General features: G+C 60.6%; 15 protein-coding genes. 7 read left to right on the forward strand and 8 right to left on the reverse strand.

The annotated features are described in order from the left end of the window. Positions 1-79 precede the first annotated feature (79 nt). Complete coding sequence (locus HB680_RS14805; protein ID WP_213939364.1) at positions 80-1,495, reverse strand: cytosine permease; 1,416 nt, start codon at positions 1,493-1,495, stop codon at positions 80-82. Positions 1,496-1,860: 365 nt separating this feature from the next. On the opposite strand from HB680_RS14805, the gene HB680_RS14810 reads away from it, so the two are divergent. Further along, positions 1,861-2,772 carry a LysR family transcriptional regulator gene (locus tag HB680_RS14810; RefSeq protein ID WP_213939365.1) on the forward strand — a complete coding sequence of 304 codons (912 nt, stop codon included), beginning with the start codon at positions 1,861-1,863 and terminating at the stop codon, positions 2,770-2,772. A 16-nt stretch (positions 2,773-2,788) separates the two neighbouring features. Here HB680_RS14810 and argE read toward each other — a convergent pair whose 3' ends face one another. The 4 genes from argE to HB680_RS14830 form a co-directional block, all read right to left on the reverse strand. After that, on the reverse strand, positions 2,789-3,937 hold the full coding sequence (argE, locus tag HB680_RS14815) for an acetylornithine deacetylase (RefSeq protein WP_213939366.1): 1,149 nt from the start codon (positions 3,935-3,937) through the stop codon (positions 2,789-2,791). Continuing rightward, positions 3,934-4,611, reverse strand: a complete 678-nt coding sequence (locus HB680_RS14820) for a DUF1028 domain-containing protein (protein WP_213939367.1) — start codon at positions 4,609-4,611, stop codon at positions 3,934-3,936. Before HB680_RS14820 ends, argE begins: the two co-directional genes overlap by 4 nt. Positions 4,612-4,816: 205 nt before the next feature. Continuing rightward, positions 4,817-5,233 (reverse strand): RidA family protein, encoded by a 417-nt coding sequence (locus HB680_RS14825; RefSeq protein ID WP_213939368.1) that lies wholly within the window; start codon positions 5,231-5,233, stop codon positions 4,817-4,819. 20 nt (positions 5,234-5,253) lie between these two features. After that, on the reverse strand, positions 5,254-6,564 hold the full coding sequence (locus HB680_RS14830; protein ID WP_213939369.1) for an NAD(P)/FAD-dependent oxidoreductase: 1,311 nt from the start codon (positions 6,562-6,564) through the stop codon (positions 5,254-5,256). 174 nt (positions 6,565-6,738) lie between these two features. On the opposite strand from HB680_RS14830, the gene HB680_RS14835 reads away from it, so the two are divergent. Together HB680_RS14835 and HB680_RS14840 are read left to right on the forward strand one after the other, a co-directional pair. Further along, complete coding sequence (locus HB680_RS14835) at positions 6,739-7,128, forward strand: ester cyclase (protein WP_213939370.1); 390 nt, start codon at positions 6,739-6,741, stop codon at positions 7,126-7,128. A 212-nt stretch (positions 7,129-7,340) separates the two neighbouring features. Then, complete coding sequence (locus HB680_RS14840; protein ID WP_213939371.1) at positions 7,341-7,754, forward strand: hypothetical protein; 414 nt, start codon at positions 7,341-7,343, stop codon at positions 7,752-7,754. Between the two features lie 66 nt (positions 7,755-7,820). Here the strand turns inward: HB680_RS14840 and HB680_RS14845 are convergent, their stop codons facing one another. After that, positions 7,821-8,249, reverse strand: a complete 429-nt coding sequence (locus tag HB680_RS14845) for a nuclear transport factor 2 family protein (protein ID WP_213939372.1) — start codon at positions 8,247-8,249, stop codon at positions 7,821-7,823. A gap of 100 nt (positions 8,250-8,349) precedes the next feature. On the opposite strand from HB680_RS14845, the gene HB680_RS14850 reads away from it, so the two are divergent. Beyond that, on the forward strand, positions 8,350-9,972 hold the full coding sequence (locus tag HB680_RS14850; RefSeq protein WP_213939373.1) for a diguanylate cyclase: 1,623 nt from the start codon (positions 8,350-8,352) through the stop codon (positions 9,970-9,972). Between the two features lie 31 nt (positions 9,973-10,003). Beyond that, complete coding sequence (locus HB680_RS14855; protein WP_213939374.1) at positions 10,004-10,426, forward strand: HD domain-containing protein; 423 nt, start codon at positions 10,004-10,006, stop codon at positions 10,424-10,426. A gap of 308 nt (positions 10,427-10,734) precedes the next feature. On the opposite strand, the gene HB680_RS14860 is transcribed toward HB680_RS14855, so the two are convergent. Further along, on the reverse strand, positions 10,735-14,790 hold the full coding sequence (locus tag HB680_RS14860; RefSeq protein WP_213939375.1) for a bifunctional nitrate reductase/sulfite reductase flavoprotein subunit alpha: 4,056 nt from the start codon (positions 14,788-14,790) through the stop codon (positions 10,735-10,737). Between the two features lie 629 nt (positions 14,791-15,419). Between HB680_RS14860 and nirB the strand changes: the two genes are divergently transcribed. Further along, positions 15,420-17,981 (forward strand): nitrite reductase large subunit NirB, encoded by a 2,562-nt coding sequence (gene nirB, locus HB680_RS14865; RefSeq protein WP_213939376.1) that lies wholly within the window; start codon positions 15,420-15,422, stop codon positions 17,979-17,981. Further along, positions 17,981-18,367: a nitrite reductase small subunit NirD gene (nirD, locus tag HB680_RS14870; protein WP_213939377.1), complete on the forward strand. Its 387-nt coding sequence runs from the start codon at positions 17,981-17,983 to the stop codon at positions 18,365-18,367. Before nirB ends, nirD begins: the two co-directional genes overlap by 1 nt. Positions 18,368-18,752: 385 nt before the next feature. Here nirD and arsH read toward each other — a convergent pair whose 3' ends face one another. After that, positions 18,753-19,442 (reverse strand): arsenical resistance protein ArsH, encoded by a 690-nt coding sequence (gene arsH, locus HB680_RS14875; protein WP_213939378.1) that lies wholly within the window; start codon positions 19,440-19,442, stop codon positions 18,753-18,755. Positions 19,443-19,451 lie beyond the last annotated feature (9 nt).

Here is a 19,451-nt window from a genome sequence, read left to right on the forward strand (position 1 = left end):
CACTGTTGTAATTCTGAAGCGGTGCATCAAAACAGCAAAAAACCCGCGTCTCAAAGCGGGTTTTTTCATGCCTGAACGTTTACACGCTGCTCGCCGGTTTCCCCACGGACAACCGCCGCTTATAAGCACTATCCCGACTCGCCAACCAGAAATACAACGGCGATGTCACCACCAACCCCACCAACCAAGACAAATCCGCACCATTGATGTGCTCGGAAATCGGCCCGACGTACAGCGGCGTGTTCATGAACGGAATCTGCACCGCAATCCCGATCGCGTAGGCCAACAATGCCTGGGGGTTGTAGCGTCCGTAGATGCCGCCATCGACGTGGAAGATCGAGTCGATGTCGTACTGACCTTTGTGGATCGCGTAGAAGTCGATCAGGTTGATCGCGGTCCATGGCACCAACACCACCAGCAGCACCAGCACCATGTCGACGAAGTGGCCGATGAAGTCTGCCGAGGCGCCGACGGCGGCGAAGCAGCAGGCGCCGAGGACGATGATCGAGAGCACGGCGCGGCTTTTGGCGGTGGGGATCCAGCGGTAGGCGAAGGTTTGCACCAGGGTGATCAGCGACAGTACGGCGCCGTACAGGTTGAGGGCGTTGTGGCTGATGACGCTGAGCAGGAACAGCACCAGCATCAACGGGCCGATGGAGCCGGTGGCGAGTTTGACGGCGTCCATGGTGTCCATGCCGACGGGCGTGGCGAGCACGGCGACGGCGCCGAAGATGAACGACAGGCTGGAGCCGAGCACCGTTCCGAGGTAGGTGGTCCAGAACGTCGATGCGACGGGCACGTCGGCCGGCAGGTAGCGCGAGTAGTCGGACACATATGGGGCGAAGGCGATTTGCCAAAGCGCCGCCAGCGACACCGTGGCCAGCCAGCCGGAGATGTTGAAGCTGCCGCGGGTGAGGAAGTCGGCGGTCTGCACGTGGGTGAAGATGTAGCCGAAGCCCAGCACGATGCCGGCGCCGAGCACCCAGGTGCCGATGCGGTTGAGCACGTGGATGAAGCGGTAGCCGATGATGCCGATGATCCCCGAACCGAGGGCGCCGATGACGATGCCCACCGGCACTGGCACGCTGTCGACCACGCCGTGCAGGGACTTGCCGGCGAGGACGATGTTGGAGGCGAAGAAGCCGATGTACATGATGCCGGCGATCAGCACCACCAGCAGCGCGCCGAGAGAGCCGAATTGCGCACGGCTCTGGATCATCTGCGGGATGCCCATTTGCGGGCCTTGCGCCGAGTGCAGCGCCATCAGCACGCCACCGACCAGATGCCCAACCAGAATGGCGATGACACCCCACACCAGGTTCAGGTGAAACAGTTGCACGCCGAGGGCGCCGGTGACGATGGGCAGCGGCGCGATGTTGCCGCCGAACCAGAGGGTGAACAAGTCCCGGACCTTTCCATGGCGATCTTGCGGCGGGACATAACCGATCGTGTGCTTCTCGATCAGCGGAGCGGACGTTGTTGCAGAGGTGACCATGACGAACTCCAAGGCAATGTGAGTACGTGGACGTACTTCGGTGAGCACCGCGTGGGCGACGCTTTTTTTGTTGGAGTGATCATGTGCAAAGCCTCGGCATAGATAAATTAGTAAGTTTGTTGCTTCAAACCTTAAAAAAAATATGCCCGGCGATTGGGTGGGTCCGGTATGTTCTGGATAGATCGCGGGCGTTCAGATACCCCGCAGACTGGCGCGACACGATCCCCGTAGGAGCTGTCGAGTGAAACGAGGCTGCGATCTTTTGATCTTGATCTTTAACATCAAAAGATCGCAGCCTCGTTTCACTCGACAGCTCCTACAGGGGAGGTGTGGGGCCATGGTTGTTGTGTTTTCTGGAGATCCGCATGGCCGCTTACAACCTGCGACAGCTACGTTATTTCGTCACCACCGCCGAGTGCGGCAGCGTGGCGGAGGCTTCGCGCAAGCTCTATATCGCCCAGCCGTCGGTCTCGACGGCGATCAAGCACCTGGAAGAAAGCTTCGGCGTACAACTGTTTATCCGCCATCACGCCCAGGGTGTTTCGCTGACGCCGAGCGGCTCGCGGTTTTACCGCAAGGCGCTGGAGTTGCTGCGGGTCGCGCACGAGTTTGAGCAGAACGCGCTGGCGGACAATGACGTGGTGGCGGGGCAGATCGATATCGGTTGCTTTGAAACCGTGGCGCCGCTGTACCTGCCGCGTTTGATCGCCGGTTTCAAGGAGCGCTGGCCAGGCGTGGAGATCCGCATTCGCGATGGCGAGCAACAGGAATTGGTGCAGGCCCTGACCGCTGGCAGCATCGATTTGGCGATGCTGTTCGAGCACGATCTGGACAGCACGATCGAGACCGTTCCACTGATGCCGCCACAACAGCCCTACGCGTTACTGCCGGCGGACCATCGCTTCGCGCAACAGGCGAAAGTGTCGCTGGATGACCTGGTGCTGGAACCGATGATTTTGCTCGACGTGGTACCGAGCCGTACCTACTTTGTCAGCATTTTCGAAGAGCGTGGATTGACCCCGCACATCGTCTTCAGCTCGCCTTCAATCGAGATGGTGCGCGGCATGGTCGGGCGCGGTTTTGGTTTCTCGATTCTGGTGACCAAACCGTTTTCGCCCTACACCTACGACGGGCAACAACTGGTGTGCATTCCGCTCGCGGAAACGGTGACGGGCTCGGGGTTATCGGCGGCGTGGCTCAGACGATCGCAACTGACCAAACCGGTGCAGTTGTTCGTGGATTATTGCCAGGAAGAACTGGCCCGACTCTATACCTGAGCGTCGGGCCTGGCGCTCAACTGATCGATGCCAGCATCCGTTGCAGCATCGCGTCGCAACCATTCAACTGCTCGACGCTGACGAACTCGTCCGGCTTGTGGCCCTGGTCCATGCTGCCCGGACCGCAGACCACCGTCGGGATCCCTGCCGCGTCAAACAGACCGCCCTCGGTGCCGAATGCTACGGTGCCAAACTCCCGGGAACCCGAGAATGCCGCGATCAATTCAGCGGCCTCGCTGTGGGCATCGGTGGCCAGTCCGGGATACGCCGACAACTCACTGAAACGGATGTCGCTCTGCGCACTCACAGCGCGCATACGCGGCAAAACCTGCTGCTCGGCGTACGTTTGCAGTTCCTGCGCAACATCGTTCGGATCAAACGAGGGCAGGGCGCGGATTTCAAAGTCGAAGCGGCAATCGGCGGGGACGATGTTCAACGCCTTGCCGCCGGCAATCACGCCGGTTTGCACGGTGCTGAAGGGTGGATCGAACCGGGCGTCGTGATGCTCCGGCGCTTTCAGCCGCTGGCCAATTCGTCCCAGTTCACCGATCAGTTCGGCGGCGTATTCAATCGCGTTGACCCCCAGCGGCGCGTACGCCGAATGGCAGGCTTCACCATGAATATCGCAACGCATCGCCAGTTTGCCCTTGTGGCCGAGCACCGGTTTGAGCTCGGTCGGTTCGCCAATGATGCAGAGCATCGGTTTGACCGGGCGTTGCTCCAGCGCTTTGAGCAGCGAGCGCACGCCGAGGCAACCGACTTCTTCATCGTAGGACAGCGCGATGTGCACCGGCCGCCGCAACGACGCCTTGACCAGCGACGGCACCAAGGCGAGCACGCAAGCGATGTAGCCTTTCATGTCCGCCGTGCCGCGACCGTATAGTTTGCCGTCGCGCTCGGTCAGTTCGAAGGGCGCAACAGTCCACGGCTGGCCATCGACCGGCACCACATCGGTGTGCCCCGACAGCACAATGCCCGGCAGTTCCGCCGGGCCGATGGTCGCGAACAGATTGGCCTTGCTGCGTTGCTCGTTGTAGACCAGTTCGCACGGCACATCGAATTGGGCGAGGTAGTCGCGGACGAACTCGATGAGCTGCAGATTGGATTCGCGGCTCGTGGTGTCGAACGCCACCAACGTTTGAAGCACATCGCGGCTGTTGCTCATCGGTCGTCTCCGGCGACGCCGTAACCAGGGGACCGATCAGGCGCCAGGGCACGGTCGATGTAGTCCTGAACCTGCGGGCGATAGGCGTCCCACAGTTTTTCGAGTTGGCCGATCGGGTCTTCATCGGCCCAGTCCACCCGCAGGTTGATGATCGGCCAGGTCAGTTCGCCGACCACCACCATCGCCGCCGAATGCACCGGCCCGGCTTCACCGCCCGCCACCATGGCGGCTTGCATCGCCGCCAGCAAGCGATCAGCGAGTTGCCCTTCAGCCTGTTCGAACGCCCGGACCATGGCGTCGATCACCGACCGATCCACCAGCATGTTGCCGGCCGCCACACATTGCTCGCCGGACACGGCGTTGTGGTTGCCCAGGGTTTCCGAGCCGCTGAAATGCGCGGTGCGGCCGAGGTGGTCGATCGCGGTGATCTGGCGATATTGGCTGTAGCCGTTGCGGGTCAGCACTTTGTCCAGTGCATCGGAGGGCGAGAGGCCTTGTTCCATGAGGGCGAGGGTGTCCGGTCCGAGGGACGGCAGGGTGATGTTTTGCGTCGAGACCGCGCCGACACCCGGCAGCAGCCACGGGCAACGGGCGCCGACGGCGATGCTGGAAGAACTGATGGCGATGCCGAACTGACCGGTTTCGGGGCATCTTGCGGCGATGGAGAAGGTCATGGGTTTTGCTCCTTGTTCAGCCTTGGAGAGGGGGCACGCAACCTGTAGCAGCTGGCGAAGCCTGCGTTCGGCTGCGAAGCAGTCGTGAAATCAGGCGATGCGGTGCCTCAGGAGCACCGCGTGTTCAGGTCTTGCGACTGCTTCGCAGCCGAACGCAGGCTTCGCCAGCTGCTACATGGAACGGCGTAATTAAGCCTTCCCGTGTTTAATCGGGAATCACCGCAATCACATCAATTTCCATCAACCACTGTGGCTGCCCCAGCGCCGACACCACCAACCCGGTCGAAATCGGAAACACGCCTTTGAGCCACTTGCCGACTTCCTGATACACCGGCTCTCGGTAGCGCGGGTCGATCAGGTAGGTGGTGGTTTTGACGATGTGGCTCAGGTCGCTGCCAGCTTCTTCCAGCAGTTGTTTGACGTTGCGCATGGCTTGTTCGGCTTGCGCACGCGGGTCGCCGAGGCCGATCAGGTTGCCTTCGAAATCAGTCCCGACCTGGCCACGAACATACACGGTGTTGCCGGCGCGGACGGCTTGACACAGGTCATTGTCCAGGGTCTGGTTTGGGTAGGTTTCCTTGGTGTTGAACATGCGAATACGGGTATGCGTTGGGGTGGACATGTGCGGCTCCTGGAAAAGAATTAAGCGCTGGCGCTGGTTTTAAGGGCGACGGGGGCGGTTTCGGCTTCACGCTGGTCCGCATCGCGGTATTCGAGGTACGAACGCTGGATGGCGATGTGGTCGGCCACGTATTTCGCGTCGTGCCACACGCCCCAGATAAACGACGAGCCGCGACGGGACTGCCAGGGCAGGCCGAGGAAATACACGCCCGGTTCGCTCGACACACCGCGCTGATGCTGCGGCTTGCCGTTATCGTCGAAGGCGCCGACGTTCAGCCAGCTGTAATCCGTGGCAAAACCGGTGGCCCAGATGATCGAGGTCACGCCGGCCTTGACGAGGTCGAGTTCAAGAATCGGGTTCGTCACGCAGTCCGGGTCCGAGAACACGTGCCGGGCTTCGGGCTCTAGGGGCAGGTCCAGGCCATTGCGCTCGATGTAGGCGTCGGCGGCATTCAGCAGCGTGAGGTAGTTTTCATCGCCCCGCGCCAGGTTCTCGGCGAGGTTTGACTGGAAGGACGCCACGGAGCCATTGAACGATTGGGTCAGGCCGACCAGCGTCATCCCGCCGTGGGCCAGGCCACGGAAGTCTACGGTGCGACCGCCATGGGCACCGCTGACCGCGATGGTCACGTGCTCACGACCCGGTTTCATCGCCGCTTGATCCCACTCGCCGAGCACCCCCAGCCACCAGCAGAAATCACGGTTGCGATAGGCGCGAGGAGGGCGGTCGTGGGCGCCCACCGAGAGATAGACTTTCTTGCCCGCGCCCTGCAATTCATCGGCAATCTGCACCCCCGACGACCCGGCGCCCACCACCAGCACCGCGCCTTCAGGCAGTTGCTGCGGGTTGCGGTATTCGGCGGAGTGAATCTGGGTGAAAGGCGCGTCTTTCGGCGCAATCGGCGGGATCACCGGGCGCTGGAACGGTCCGGTGGCGGCCACGACGCGGTTGGCTTCGATCACGCCTTCGGAGGTTTCAATGGTGAAGCCCGGGCGACCGACATTGCGCTCGACCTTCAGCACGTCCACGCCGGTACGGATCGGCGCATTGAATTTCTTGGCGTAGGCTTCGAAGTAATCGGCCACCCGTTCTTTCGGGGCAAAGCCGTCGGGGCTCAGGTCATCGAATTCCATGCCGGGAAAACGATCGTGCCAGGCCGGACCATTGGCCACCAACGAATCCCAACGCCCGGTGCGCCAGCGCTCGGCAATGCGGCTACGCTCCAGCACCAGATGCGGCACACCGAGTTTGCTCAGGTGTTCACTCATGGCCACGCCAGCCTGACCGGCGCCAACGATCAGCGTGTCTGTTTTTATTTTTTCTGTGGTCATCTCAATACCCTTCGAAGTGGGAGTCAGGTCGGTTATGGCCTGCCATCGCTTGGGGTCAAGACTAGGGTTCACTCTGATATCGGTAAAATATTATTAAGCTGGGAACTGAGCATAAATAACGGATGCAGAGGGTTTGGGCCTGGCTTTAAACGGTTGGAAAGGAGAGATTGAGCCATGAACAAACAAGCACTCAGCGACGCCTATCGCACCTACATCGACTGCCTTAACCGCCAGGACTGGTCGGTATTGGGTCAACTGCTCGATGAAAACGTGCGCTACAACGGCGAGCGTGTCGGGTTGGCCGGTTATCGGGCGATGCTGGAACGGGATTTTCGCGCGATCCCGGATCTGCGTTTTGTGATCGAACGGCTCATCGCCGACCCACCGCATATCGCCGCCAGGCTGTGCTTCGATTGCACGCCGGTCGGGGAATTGTTTGGCGTGTCGGTGAATGGGCGACGAGTGGTGTTTAGCGAGAATGTGTTTTACGAGTTCAAGGACGGGAAGATTTGCGATGTCTGGTCGGTGATCGACAAGGCGGCGGTCGCGGCGCAGATTATTTGAATGGTGCCCGATACCTCCTGTGGGAGCGGGCTTGCTCGCGAAAGCGGTGTTTCATTCAGCATTGACGTCGGCTGACACACCGCCTTCGCGAGCAAGCCCGCTCCCACAGGCGCACGCCTCAATTCCCAACGCCGATTTTTCAGTTTGCAGCTAGGGTTCTTGTTCGAAGGAATGCTGTTTTTGATCCATTGACCGAGAAGGAGTTTTTACCGATGAGCGACGATAACGTCTATCAGCAAGTGCAATTACAAGTCAGCAATGCTCAGCCAGGCCAGCGAATCGGGGTGCAATTGTCGGCGCAAGGCTCGCAGGTTGCGTGGAGCACAGGTCCTGTTTTTGAAGGCGGGGGCGGCATTAGTATTCATGCCACCAACCGCAGTGTTCTTCCGGTCTATTCCTTTTCGATTGACGCCAGCGTGGTGGTGATAAATACGTCCTGGGGCGCTGACGGTGGCGGCGCCTTCTCTTTTAACCTCACGCTGTACCTGGTGGCGCAAGCTGGCATACAAACGTTCGGCCTGCGTTCGGCTTCCGATCCGGGTGTCAGCGTCGCGGCAGGCATCGGCAACAGCCAGCCGCAAACGATTGATCAAACCGTCACCCTTTTTCCTTGGAATCCGCAGTAAATACCCTGGCGTTACACGCGCAAAAACGGACAGATTTCAGAACATGAATCTGTCCGTTTTCGAGGATCAGGCTTTACTAGCCGCCAGATACGCACCCAGCCGGGCGCCCATTTCCGCCCCCAACGCCTGCAAGCCACTCAGCGGACGAACCATCACTTCAAACTCAACGATTCTCCCGTGTTCGTCGAAGCGGATCATGTCGATCCCTTTTAACGCTTTCCCCCCGACGTCGGCGCTGAACTCCAACACCACATTCAACCCATCCGCCGTCGCCAGTTCGCGGTGGTATTCAAAGTTCTCGAACACGTTGAACACGGTGTTGAGAATCATCGACACCACGGCCGCGCCCGCATAAGGTGTGTGCGCCATGGGCGAGCGGAATACCGCTTGTGGGTCGAGCAATTCGGGCAAGGCTTTCAAGTTGCCGGTGCGGATCATCTCGTGCCACTGGTTCAAGGATGCTGCTGCGCTGGGATGCAGTTTCAGTTCTGACATTTTCAACTCCTGTATTTTTGTTATTGCGCGAGTGTCGAGAGGTAGATCAAAAGATCATAGCCTTCGGGATCGTGCTGGCATATTCGGATACACTCGCGTGATGCCAAAACATCATCACACGCCGCTGGATTTCACCCGAATCAGTAGCAGCATCGTCACGCGACTGCTGTTATTGGCGCTGTGCATAGTCATTTTTGGCGCGGTGGTGCGGTATTTCGTCTTGACCAACTTCCTGCGCGAGGATTTAAGCGCGGTGGTGGAAGGCCAGCAATTGACCCTGGCGACCTATGTCGCGCGCGATATCGACTACAAAATCGTCCAGCGTCAGTTGCTGCTGGATCGCCTTGCCGACACTGTCCCGGTCGATTTGCTGACCCGGCCGGAGCCATTGCAAGCGTGGCTCAAAGCGCATTACGACTACCAAGCGCTGTTCACTGCGGATTTAGCCATCGTGAGCCCGCAGGGGCGTCCGCTCGCGAACTACCCGCAGTCGATGAATACCGATTACGCCGAACGTGATTACGTTAAGGCCGGGTTGGCGGGGCGTTCGTTTATCGGTCAACCAGAGGTGGACAGGGCGACCCAGGATCCGGTCCTTCCCATGTCATCTCCCATCAAGAATGCCGCCGGCGACGTCCAGGCTGTGCTGGTGGGTGTCAGCGTACTCGGTACGACAGGGCTTCTGGATGCGCTGCTGCAAAGTCGCGTGGGGGATGCCACGGGGGATTTCCTGCTGGTTTTTCCCGAAAGCCATTTGTTTGTCGAGTCCTCCAGCCGTGATGTGCAACTCAAGCCAACGTCGCCTCCCGGCGTCAATGCGCTGCACGATCGGGCGATCGCGGGGTTTCGCGGCACCGGGTTGACGCTCAATTCCAAAGGCGTCGAGGAAGTCGCCGCGATCGCGGCGGTGCCGAGTGCCGGCTGGTACATCGTGGCTCGCTTGCCGACCAGCGAGGCGTTTGCCACGGTGACGCGCACCCAGCATTTTTTGATCAAAGGGGCGTTTTTATCGATTATTTTCTTTGCCACCTTCGCCTCCATCGGGCTGTATTTCGTCTTTCGTCACCTGTTCCGGGCGGCCGAGCAGGCTGACCGCATGACCCGCGATGAACTGCCACACGCGCCCCTGGCGGTCATTCGCAATGATGAAGTCGGGCACTTGATCTCGGCGTTCAATCGCTTGTTGCTCAAGCTCAATGACAAACAGGACGAACTCAAGAAAATTGCCCATCACGACACCCTCACGGGGCTGACCAACCGGCATCATCTCTCTGGCAAGCTTCGGCAAGTGTTGGCTCAGGCGCGACGCACCGACACGCAAGTCGGCTTGCTGTTTATGGACCTCGATGGTTTCAAGCACATCAACGACAGCCTGGGGCACGAGGCCGGCGATGAGGTTTTGCGCCAGGTGGCGCGGCGTTTCTCTTCGGTGGTGCGCGAGAACGACACCCTGGCGCGCATCGGCGGTGACGAGTTTGTCGTGCTGTTGAGCGACCTGGGAAGCCATGCCGAAGAGACGCTGGGCACCGTCGCGACCCACTGCATCGAGTCCTTGAGCGCGCCGTTCTTCATTTCCGGCACGGTGTGCATCGTTGGTGTTTCGATCGGTATTGCGTTGGGTAACGGGCAAAGTTCAGCCGATACACTGCTGCTGGCTGCGGACCGCGTGATGTACCAAGCCAAGAAAACCGGGCGTGGGCGGTATGTGACCTACAAGCTTTAAGCACACGGCGTTTAACTCAAGGAGAACCAAGATGAGCCAGACCCTGGAACGTGCCATCGCCATCGCCGCTGCCGCCCACGAAGGGCAGGTCGACAAGGGCGGCGCGCCTTACATCCTGCATCCTTTGAAAGTCATGCTGCGGGTGACGACCCTGGAAGAACGGATCGTCGCCGTGCTGCACGACGTGGTCGAAGACACCGGCATCAGCCTCGACACACTGCGTCAGGAAGGCTTCAGCGAAACAGTGCTGGAGGCCATCGCGTCGGTCACCAAAGTGCCCGGCGAGTCCTATGAAGCCTTCGTCGAACGCGCGGCGCTGAACCCGATCGGGCGAGTGGTCAAACTCGCGGACCTGGAAGAGAACAGCGACTTGTCGCGCATAGCCCAGCCGTCGTGGGATGACCTGGAGCGGGTTGAGAAGTATCGGCGGGCGATCGGAGTACTGCGTTCGTAATCACGACACTCCTCAAACACTGTAGGAGCAAGCTCCCATACTGGGATCTGCGCCGGGCACATCATCTGAGGTCGCCGCAGAACCCCTGTGGGAGCGAGCTTGCTCGCAAAGAGGCCATCACATTCAACATCCCCTTCGCAGACACACCACTTTCGCGAGCAAGCTCGCTCCCACACTGGGTCTGCGTCGTACACATAATCTGTGATCGACAAGGAACCCCTGTGGGAGCCGGGCTTGCCCGCGAAGGGGCCGGCACATCCAACGCTTGAGAATAAGGACCGTGCCGCTGCGGTGCTGCTTTTACAACATCAATAAACATCCCGCAAATACCGCTTCTGCTCACTCATTTGCCGCCAGTAATCCACGGCATTTTCCTGACTCAGCCCACCATGCCGCTGCGCAACCTGGCGCAATGCCTGGTCGACGTCCTTGGCCATGCGGCTGGCATCACCGCAGATGTATACCTGCGCACCTTCCTGCAGCCAGCGCCACAGTTCGGCGCCTTGTTCGCGGATTCGGTCCTGCACATAGATCTTTTCTGGCTGGTCACGGGAAAACGCCAGGCTGAGTTGTGTCAGCAGGCCATCGTGCTGCATGCCTTCGAGTTCCTCGCGGTAGTAGAAATCGGTCGCGGCGTGTTGCTCGCCGAAGAACAGCCAGTTGCGGCCCTGATCGCCCCGGGCGCGGCGTTCTTGCAGGAAGGCGCGAAACGGCGCCACGCCGGTGCCGGGACCGATCATGATCATCGGCAGATCGCCATCGGCGGGCGCGCGGAAGTGTTTGGATGGCTGGACGAATACCGGCACGTCGCCGCTCTCTACGCGGTCGGCGAGGAAGGTCGAGGACACACCTTTGCGTTTGCCGTAGCGAACGGCGGCCACGGTGAGATGGACTTCCTGCGGGTGCTCCTTGGAGCTTGAGGCAATCGAATACAGGCGCGGTTGCAGGCGTTTGAGCGTACCCAGCAGCTCTTGCGCCGAACAGTCGATCGGGAATTCCTGTAGCACGTCCGCCAGTTGTCGGCCCCACAGCCAGTCTTTCAAGTCAGCTTTGCGTTCACTGCCCAGCAGGTGCTTCAACGCCGGATTGGCACTGCGTTCGGCGATGAAAGTCAGGGTGTCGAGGTTGGGCCGGGCGATTTCCAGGTGCTCGGTCAGTGCCTGGTGCAGCGGGACTTCACCGAGCTTGTCGAGGTTCACGGGGGTGTTGGCCCCGAGTCGGGTCAGGTCGAGCAATTCATCGACCAGTTCCGGGCAGTTGCGTGGTATCACGCCCAACGCATCGCCCGCTTCGTAGCTGAGCCCGGAGTTCGCCAGGTCCAGGGAAAACATGCGGGTTTCCTTGTGGCGGCTCTGTTGGTTCAGGTGTCGGTTGATCAGCAGACGTGAAGCGTGGGGCTTGGCTTTGCCGGGCGTCTCGACGGGGCTGACGGCAATGCTCGGTGTCGCCGGTTTCAGCGTTTGTTGAAATTGGCTCAGCCACGCCTCTGCTCGTTCTTCGAATTCCGTGTCGCAATCAACCCGTTCCAGCAACCGGGTCGCACCCAATTCCTGCAAGCGTTGATCGAGTTGCTTGCCGTGCTTGCAGAACTGGTCGTAGCTGGGATCGCCCAGCGCCAGCACCGCAAATCGCAGGGATTCCAGACGGGTTTCGGCGGTCTTCAAGGTGTGCCAGAAACCTTCGCCATTGTCCGGCGGATCGCCGTCGCCGAAGGTGCTACTGATCAGGGCCAGCGTGTGGGTGCTCGCCAGTTTGCTCGCCGGGAAATCCGCCATCGCGCTCAATTTCACGGCGATCCCGCCGTCACGTAACCGCGCGGCAAAACGCTCGGCCAAGGCTTCGGCGTTGCCGGTTTGTGAGGCCCATAACAAGGTCACGCTGGGGCCGTTTTCACTGTTCAGTTGTGGAGTGCTTGATTCGATACGGCTGAACAACCCACCGAGCAATCCATCCAGCCATAACCGCGAATCAGCGGCCAGCGGCGCATTGGCGGGCAGGGTAGGGACACCCACCGCCTGGCGCCCGGCCGGGGACTGCAAGCCGCTGAGAAAACCGGCGAGGTAGGTGCGTTCACTTTCGTTCAGTTGCGGAGAAGGCACGCGACTGATGCCGGCGAGATCGGCGAAGGCCTCGATACGCGACATGGACAATTCCTCGGACAAGTGGGGAGTATCGATAGCCGTCGGCACGTTGAGAAACTGATGCTCGATCAATTTCACGCGTTGCAGGGCGACCGCACAAAACTTGAATTCAGGCTGGAGCGAAATCGGGTCGACGGCGTCGTTGGTCACCGCGTTGATCGCCAGGTTTTCGCCAAACACGTCGTTCCAGTGAAACGGCGCAAAGCAGTTGCCCTGGCGCACCCGGTCGGTCACCACGGCCGGCAGCACGGCGCGGCCGCGCAGGGAGCGCACTTCGACATGGTCCTTGTCCTTGATGCCGAGGTTGGCGGCATCTTCCGGATGCAGCTCGATGAAAGGCCCCGGATTGAGCTTGTTCAGGGTCGCGACCTTGCCGGTCTTGGTCAGGGTGTGCCACTGGTGCTGCAAGCGACCGGTGTTGAGCACAAAGGGAAAGTCCTCGCCCGGCATTTCCGCCGGTGGCATGTGCGGGCGCGGGAGGAAGATGCCTTTGCCGCGCTCGGTGGCGAACACGAGGGCAGGTGGGTTGCCATCGTGGTCGAGCTTGAGCGTCTGGCTCACGCCGTTATTCAGGTAGCGAATCGGGTGGCGGTCCGTCGCCTCATCGGCCGCGCAAGGCCATTGCAGCGGTTTGTCCCGCAGGCGTGCGTAACTGGCGCCGCGAATGTCATAACCGGTCTTGGGGTTCCAGGCGCGTTTGATCTCCTCAAATACGTCTGAAGCGCTGGTGTAGGTGAACGCCTCGGCGAAGCCCATTTCGCAGGCGACCCGGGCGATGATTTGCCAGTCGGGCAGGGTTTCGCCGGGCGGCTCCACGGCTTTTTGCATCAGCGTCAGGTTGCGCTCGGAGTTGATCATCACGCCCTCGGCTTCGGCCCACAGGGCGCCCGGCAGGAGGATGTCGGCGTAGCGGTTGGTCTCGGTGTCGAGGAACGCATCCTGGGTGATGACCAGTTCGGCGGTCTGCAAGCCTTCGATGACTTTCTGCCGGTTGGGGCCCGAAGCGACCGGGTTGGTGCAGATGATCCAACAGGCTTTGATCTGGCCGGCGCTCATCTGCTCGAACATCGCCACGGTGCCTCCGCCAACTTCCCGGGGCAGGCTGTCGTGAGGGATGCGCCACAAGTCTTCGATGAACAAGCGATCGGCTTCGACCAACACCGAACGCTGTCCCGGCAGACCGGGGCCCATGTAGCCCATTTCGCGACCGCCCATGGCGTTCGGTTGCCCGGTCAGGGAAAACGGCCCGCTGCCGGGGCGGCAGATTGCGCCGGTAGCCAGGTGCAAGTTGCACAGGGCATTGGTGTTCCAGGTGCCGTGGGTGCTTTGATTGAGGCCCATGGTCCAGCAACTCATCCACTCGGCGGCCTGGCCGATCCACTCGGCAGCCTGACGAATGTCGGCCTCGGGAATGCCGGTGATCCCGGCGACGGTGGCCGGCGGATAATCTTCGAGGAACGCCGGCATGGCGTCCCAGCCTTCGGTAAACGCGGCGATGAAGTCCGGGTCGGTGTGACCGTTTTTCACCAGCAGATGCAGCAGGCCATTGAGCAACGCCAGGTCCGTGCCGGGTTTGATTTGCAGGAACAAACCGGCCTTGTCCGCGGTGGCGTTGCGCCGTGGATCGACCACAATCAGCTTCGCCCCGGCCTTGACCCGATCCATCATGCGCAGGAACAGAATCGGGTGACAGTCGGCCATGTTGGCGCCGATCACGAAGAACAGCTCGGCGCGATCGAAGTCTTCATAAGAGCCGGGTGGCCCGTCGGAGCCGAGGGACAGCTTGTAGCCGCTGCCGGCGCTGGCCATGCACAGGCGCGAGTTGGATTCGATGTTATTGGTGCGGACAAAGCCTTTGGCCAACTTGTTGATCAGGTACTGGGCCTCCAGCGACATCTGCCCGGAGACGTAGAACGCCAACGCATCCGGGCCGTGGCGATCAAGGATGGCGCGCAGTCGGCTGGCGGTTTCGCTGATGGCCTGGTCCATGGCAATCCGCACGGGATCGCGATTGCGCTCGTGACGCAGATAGGCGTTTTCCATGCGTCCCGACTCGGCGATCGCCTGGCCGCAGGTCGTGCCCTTAGTGCAGAGCCGACCGAAGTTAGCCGGATGAGCCTTGTCGCCGGTGACCTTGACGACCCGGTTATCCGCGACCTGCATGACGATGCCGCAACCCACGCCACAATAAGGACAGACGCTGCGTACGCTGGTGTTTATCATCCTCGCCCCTTGACCTCTTGCCTGCACGTGCCCGACCCGGAAACAAAAAAAGCGCCATGTGACCCTCCGTTAAAAACACGGGGGTTACACGGCGCCTTTGTCGTAGGTGGGCAATCAGCGTTGACTGCTTTGCTTGTGTTACTAGCAAGTCACGCGCCAGAAATTTTCGATAGGGATTTATTCAGGCTTGAGCGGCAGGTAATCAGCGGGTTCTGGCCGGGTTCCGCACAAAGGGAAGGTATTCGTGAGGGCGATCAAAGGGAGCGTCGATGCACTTTTATATCGCGCGGTGCACCAGTCGGAGGCAAAAAATAAACCTTCGCCAGCCTCTCGCATTCATCGTGGCAGCCCTGCGACCGGTAAGGCCTGCGGTTTTCCGAGCAATTGCCGGCGATTGGCACAAACGCTGCAAGCCCTTGTTCAAACCCACCGTCATACATGCAGTGGGTCGCCCCCTCGGTCAACGACGATCGAATGGCCGAACAGGTCGTGGGCAACATCGGTGGACCGGGCATAGACGTCGGGTTTGAACACCGCAAAAGAACAGGCAAAGACGCCTGGAACCGCAAGGTTTCAGGCGTTTTTTTTTGCTTTTTGAACCGTGATTGGCCGTGCGAAGGGTGCTTTTTATGAATTCCAATGTTGCCGCGTTGAACAAACTGCAAACGCTGATCGTGATCGGCAATGGCATGGTCGGACATCATTGTGTCGAACAGTTGATCGAGCGCGGAGCGCTGGACCACTACCGCTTGCACGTCTTCAGCGAAGAGCCGATGCGTGCCTACGACCGCGTGCATCTGTCCGAGTATTTCACTGGCCGCGATGCTGAGTCGTTGGCGCTGTCGGACGCGTCGCTGTACCAGACGCCCGGCGTCACCCTGCATCTGGGTGTGCCGGTGCTGGAAATCGACCGCGCCCGGTGCGAGGTAATTACTGCCCTGGGCTGTGTCGCTTACGACAAATTGATCCTGGCCACCGGCTCCTATCCGTTTGTGCCGCCCATCGAAGGCGCCGAGGGTGATTCGCGGTTGGTGTATCGCACGCTCGAAGACCTCGATGCCATTCGCGCAGCAGCGGCCAACGCCCGGCGCGGTGTGGTGGTCGGCGGTGGCTTGCTCGGTCTTGAAGCGGCCAATGCGCTGAAAAGCCTGGGGCTGGAAGCGCATGTCGTCGAGTTCGCTCCACGGCTGATGCCAGTGCAACTGGATGACTTCGGTGGTTTGGCACTCAAGGCGCAGATTGAACGGCTGGGCGTCGGTGTGCACCTGTCCCGTGCCACGCAATCGATCAGCGCGGGCACGGATTACCGCTATCGCATGAACTTTGCCAACGACGAATTCCTCGAAACCGACCTGATCGTGTTCTCTGCCGGTATTCGTGCGCAAGACGCGTTGGCTCGCCAATGCGCGCTGGAGATCGGTCCGCGCGGCGGCGTGGTGATTAACGACGAGTGCCTGAGCAGCGACCCGAACATATACGCCATCGGCGAGTGCGCGGCGTGGAATGGCAGCCTGTTCGGCCTGGTCGCGCCGGGTTACCAAATGGCCCGTGGGGTGGCCGCGCAAGTGTGCAACCAGACCGCCGAACCGTTCCTGGGCGCGGACATGTCGACCAAGCTCAAACTGCTGGGCGTTGACGTCGGTTCCATCGGCGATGCCCACGCCCATACGCCGGGCGCGCGCAGTTATCAGTTCATCGACGAAGCCACCGCCAGTTATCGGCGGTTGGTGGTCGACCCTACCGGCAAGTACGTGTTGGGTGCAGTGCTGGTCGGTGACAACAGCTATTACGACACGCTGCTGCAATACATGCAGAACGCCATTGCCTTGCCGGCGGAACCGGCCAGTCTGATCCTGCCGTCGTCCGAAGGCGCACCGACCCTCGGCCCTGGCGCGTTGCCCGAGTCGGCCACGGTGTGCTCTTGCCACAACGTCACCAAAGGTGCGATCTGCTCGGCCATCGACGGTGGCTGCACCGACCTCGGCTTGCTCAAGTCGCAGACCAAGGCCTGCACCGGTTGCGGTGGGTGCGCCGGGTTGCTCAAGCAAGTCTTCGAGCATGAGTTGATTGCCCGTGGCGTCAGTGTCGACAAGAGCCTGTGCGAACACTTCGCCTACACCCGTCAGGAACTCTATGCGCTGGTGCGGGTGGAAGGCTTGACCACTTTCGAAGAACTGCTGGCCAGGCATGGCCGTGGCCACACCGGTTGTGACGTGTGCAAACCGGCGGTGGGCTCGATCCTCGCCTCGTGCTGGAACCAGCCGATCATGGACCCGTCGCTGGTGCCGTTGCAGGACACCAACGACACCTTCATGGCCAACATGCAGAAAAACGGCACTTACTCCGTGGTACCGCGCATCCCCGGTGGCGAGATTAGCGCCGACAAACTGATCGCGATTGGCGTGGTGGCGAAGAAATACGACCTCTACACCAAAATCACCGGCGGCCAGCGCATCGACCTGTTTGGCGCGCAGTTGCATGAGTTGCCGGACATTTGGAGCGAGCTGATCGCAGCCGGTTTTGAAACCGGGCACGCCTACGGCAAATCCACGCGCACGGTGAAATCCTGCGTCGGCAGCACCTGGTGCCGCTATGGCGTACAGGACAGCGTGAAAATGGCCCTGATCATCGAGGACCGCTACAAAGGCCTGCGCTCGCCGCACAAACTCAAATTCGCCGTGTCCGGTTGCACCCGCGAATGCGCCGAAGCCCAGAGCAAGGACGTCGGTGTGATCGCCACCGAGAAGGGCTGGAACCTCTACATCGCCGGCAATGGTGGGATGCGTCCGCGTCACGCCGAGTTGTTCGCCACCGATCTCGATGATGAAACCCTGATCCGCTACATCGACCGCTTCCTGATGTTCTACATCCGCACCGCCGACAAATTGCAGCGCACTTCGGTGTGGCGTGAAAGCCTGGAGGGCGGCCTCGACTTCCTCAAGGACGTGATCATCAACGACAGCCTCGGGCTCGGTGAAGAGCTCGAATCGCAGATGCAATTGGTGGTCGATCGTTATGAATGCGAGTGGGCGAACGCCCTCAAAAACCCGGAAAAACTCAAGCGCTTCCGCACCTTCGTCAACGATAAACGCCCGGACCCGGACATCCACTTTGTCCAGGAGCGCGGCCAACGGCGCCCGATCATGGCCGCCGAACTCAACCTGATCCCGGTCACCGAGGAGATTGCCTGATGAGCCCATCCAATACCCAACACAGTGCTGTCCTGGAAAACACCGAGGCCTGGCAAACCGTGTGCGCGCAACAGGACCTGGTCGACAACTCCGGCGTGGTCGTGTGGCTCGACGGCGCGCAAGTGGCGCTGTTCTACCTGCCGGGTGCCGAGGGCCAGACCCTGTTTGCCATCGACAACCATGACCCGCAATCCGGGGCGAATGTCATCGGTCGCGGGCTGGTTGGCAGCATCAAGGGCGATCTGGTGGTGGCGTCGCCGATCTACAAACAGCATTTCCGGCTTGAAGACGGCAGTTGCCTGGAGTATCCGCAACAGCGGCTGCGGGTTTGGCCGGTGCGGTTGAGCGGGGGCGTGGTGGAGATTGGGCAAGCGAAAAACCTGTAGGAGCAAAGCTTGCTCGCGATAGCGGAGTAGCAGGCAGCACATATATTGAACGTAAGACCGCCATCGCGAGCAAGCTCGCTCCCACAGGGAACGGTGCTGGCTGAAAGACTTGTGAACAACACTAAACAAATGTGGGAGCGGGCTTGCTCGCGAAGGCGGTGGGTCAGTCAAGATTAATGCTGGATGTGCCGGCCTCTTCGCGAGCAAGCCCGCTCCCACAGGGATTTTTGTCGGCCACATATCTTGCGACCAACACCGAACAAATGTGGGAGCGAGCTTGCTCGCGATCGTGGTCTGACATTCAACATATTTGCTGCCTGCCAGTCCGCTATCGCGAGCAAGCTCGCTCCCACAAGGTGTGTGATTGCCAAGGCCAAGTGTGCAATCAAATTGACCGCTGATTGACGCGCTGGGTCAGCGCTTCAGCCGACTCCTTGCGCTCCGAATAGCGGTCCACCAGATCCGGGCGATCACGAAGCAACAGGGTGAACTTCACCAGTTCCTCCATCACGTCCACCACCCGGTCATACAGCGCGGAGGGCTTCATGCGGTTGCTCTCGTCGAACTCCAGAAAAGCCTTCGGCACCGAGGATTGATTGGGGATGGTGAACATCCGCATCCAGCGCCCCAGCACACGCAGTTGATTGACCACGTTGAACGATTGCGAGCCGCCGCACACCTGCATCACCGCCAGAGTCTTGCCCTGGGTCGGACGCACCGCGCCAATGGCCAGCGGCACCCAGTCGATCTGCGCCTTGAACACGGCGGACATCGAACCGTGGCGCTCCGGCGAGCACCAGACCTGGCCTTCCGACCATTGCATCAATTCCAGCAGCTCCTGGACTTTCGGGTGATCGTTCGGCGCATCGTCCGGCAGTGGCAAACCTGAGGGATTGAAAATCCGTGTCTCGGCGCCGAAGTGTTCGAGTAAACGGGCCGCTTCTTCGACCATCAGGCGACTGAAGGAGCGAGCGCGGGTCGAGCCGTACAGCAGCAGGATTCGCGGTTTGTGTCGACCGTCGCTATCACGGGTCTGGATCAATGACGCGTCGAGGTTGGGCAATGGATGAGTCATGGGCGGCTC

Origin of the sequence: Pseudomonas sp. dw_612 (assembly GCF_018449725.1) — a bacterium.
Taxonomy (GTDB): domain Bacteria; phylum Pseudomonadota; class Gammaproteobacteria; order Pseudomonadales; family Pseudomonadaceae; genus Aquipseudomonas.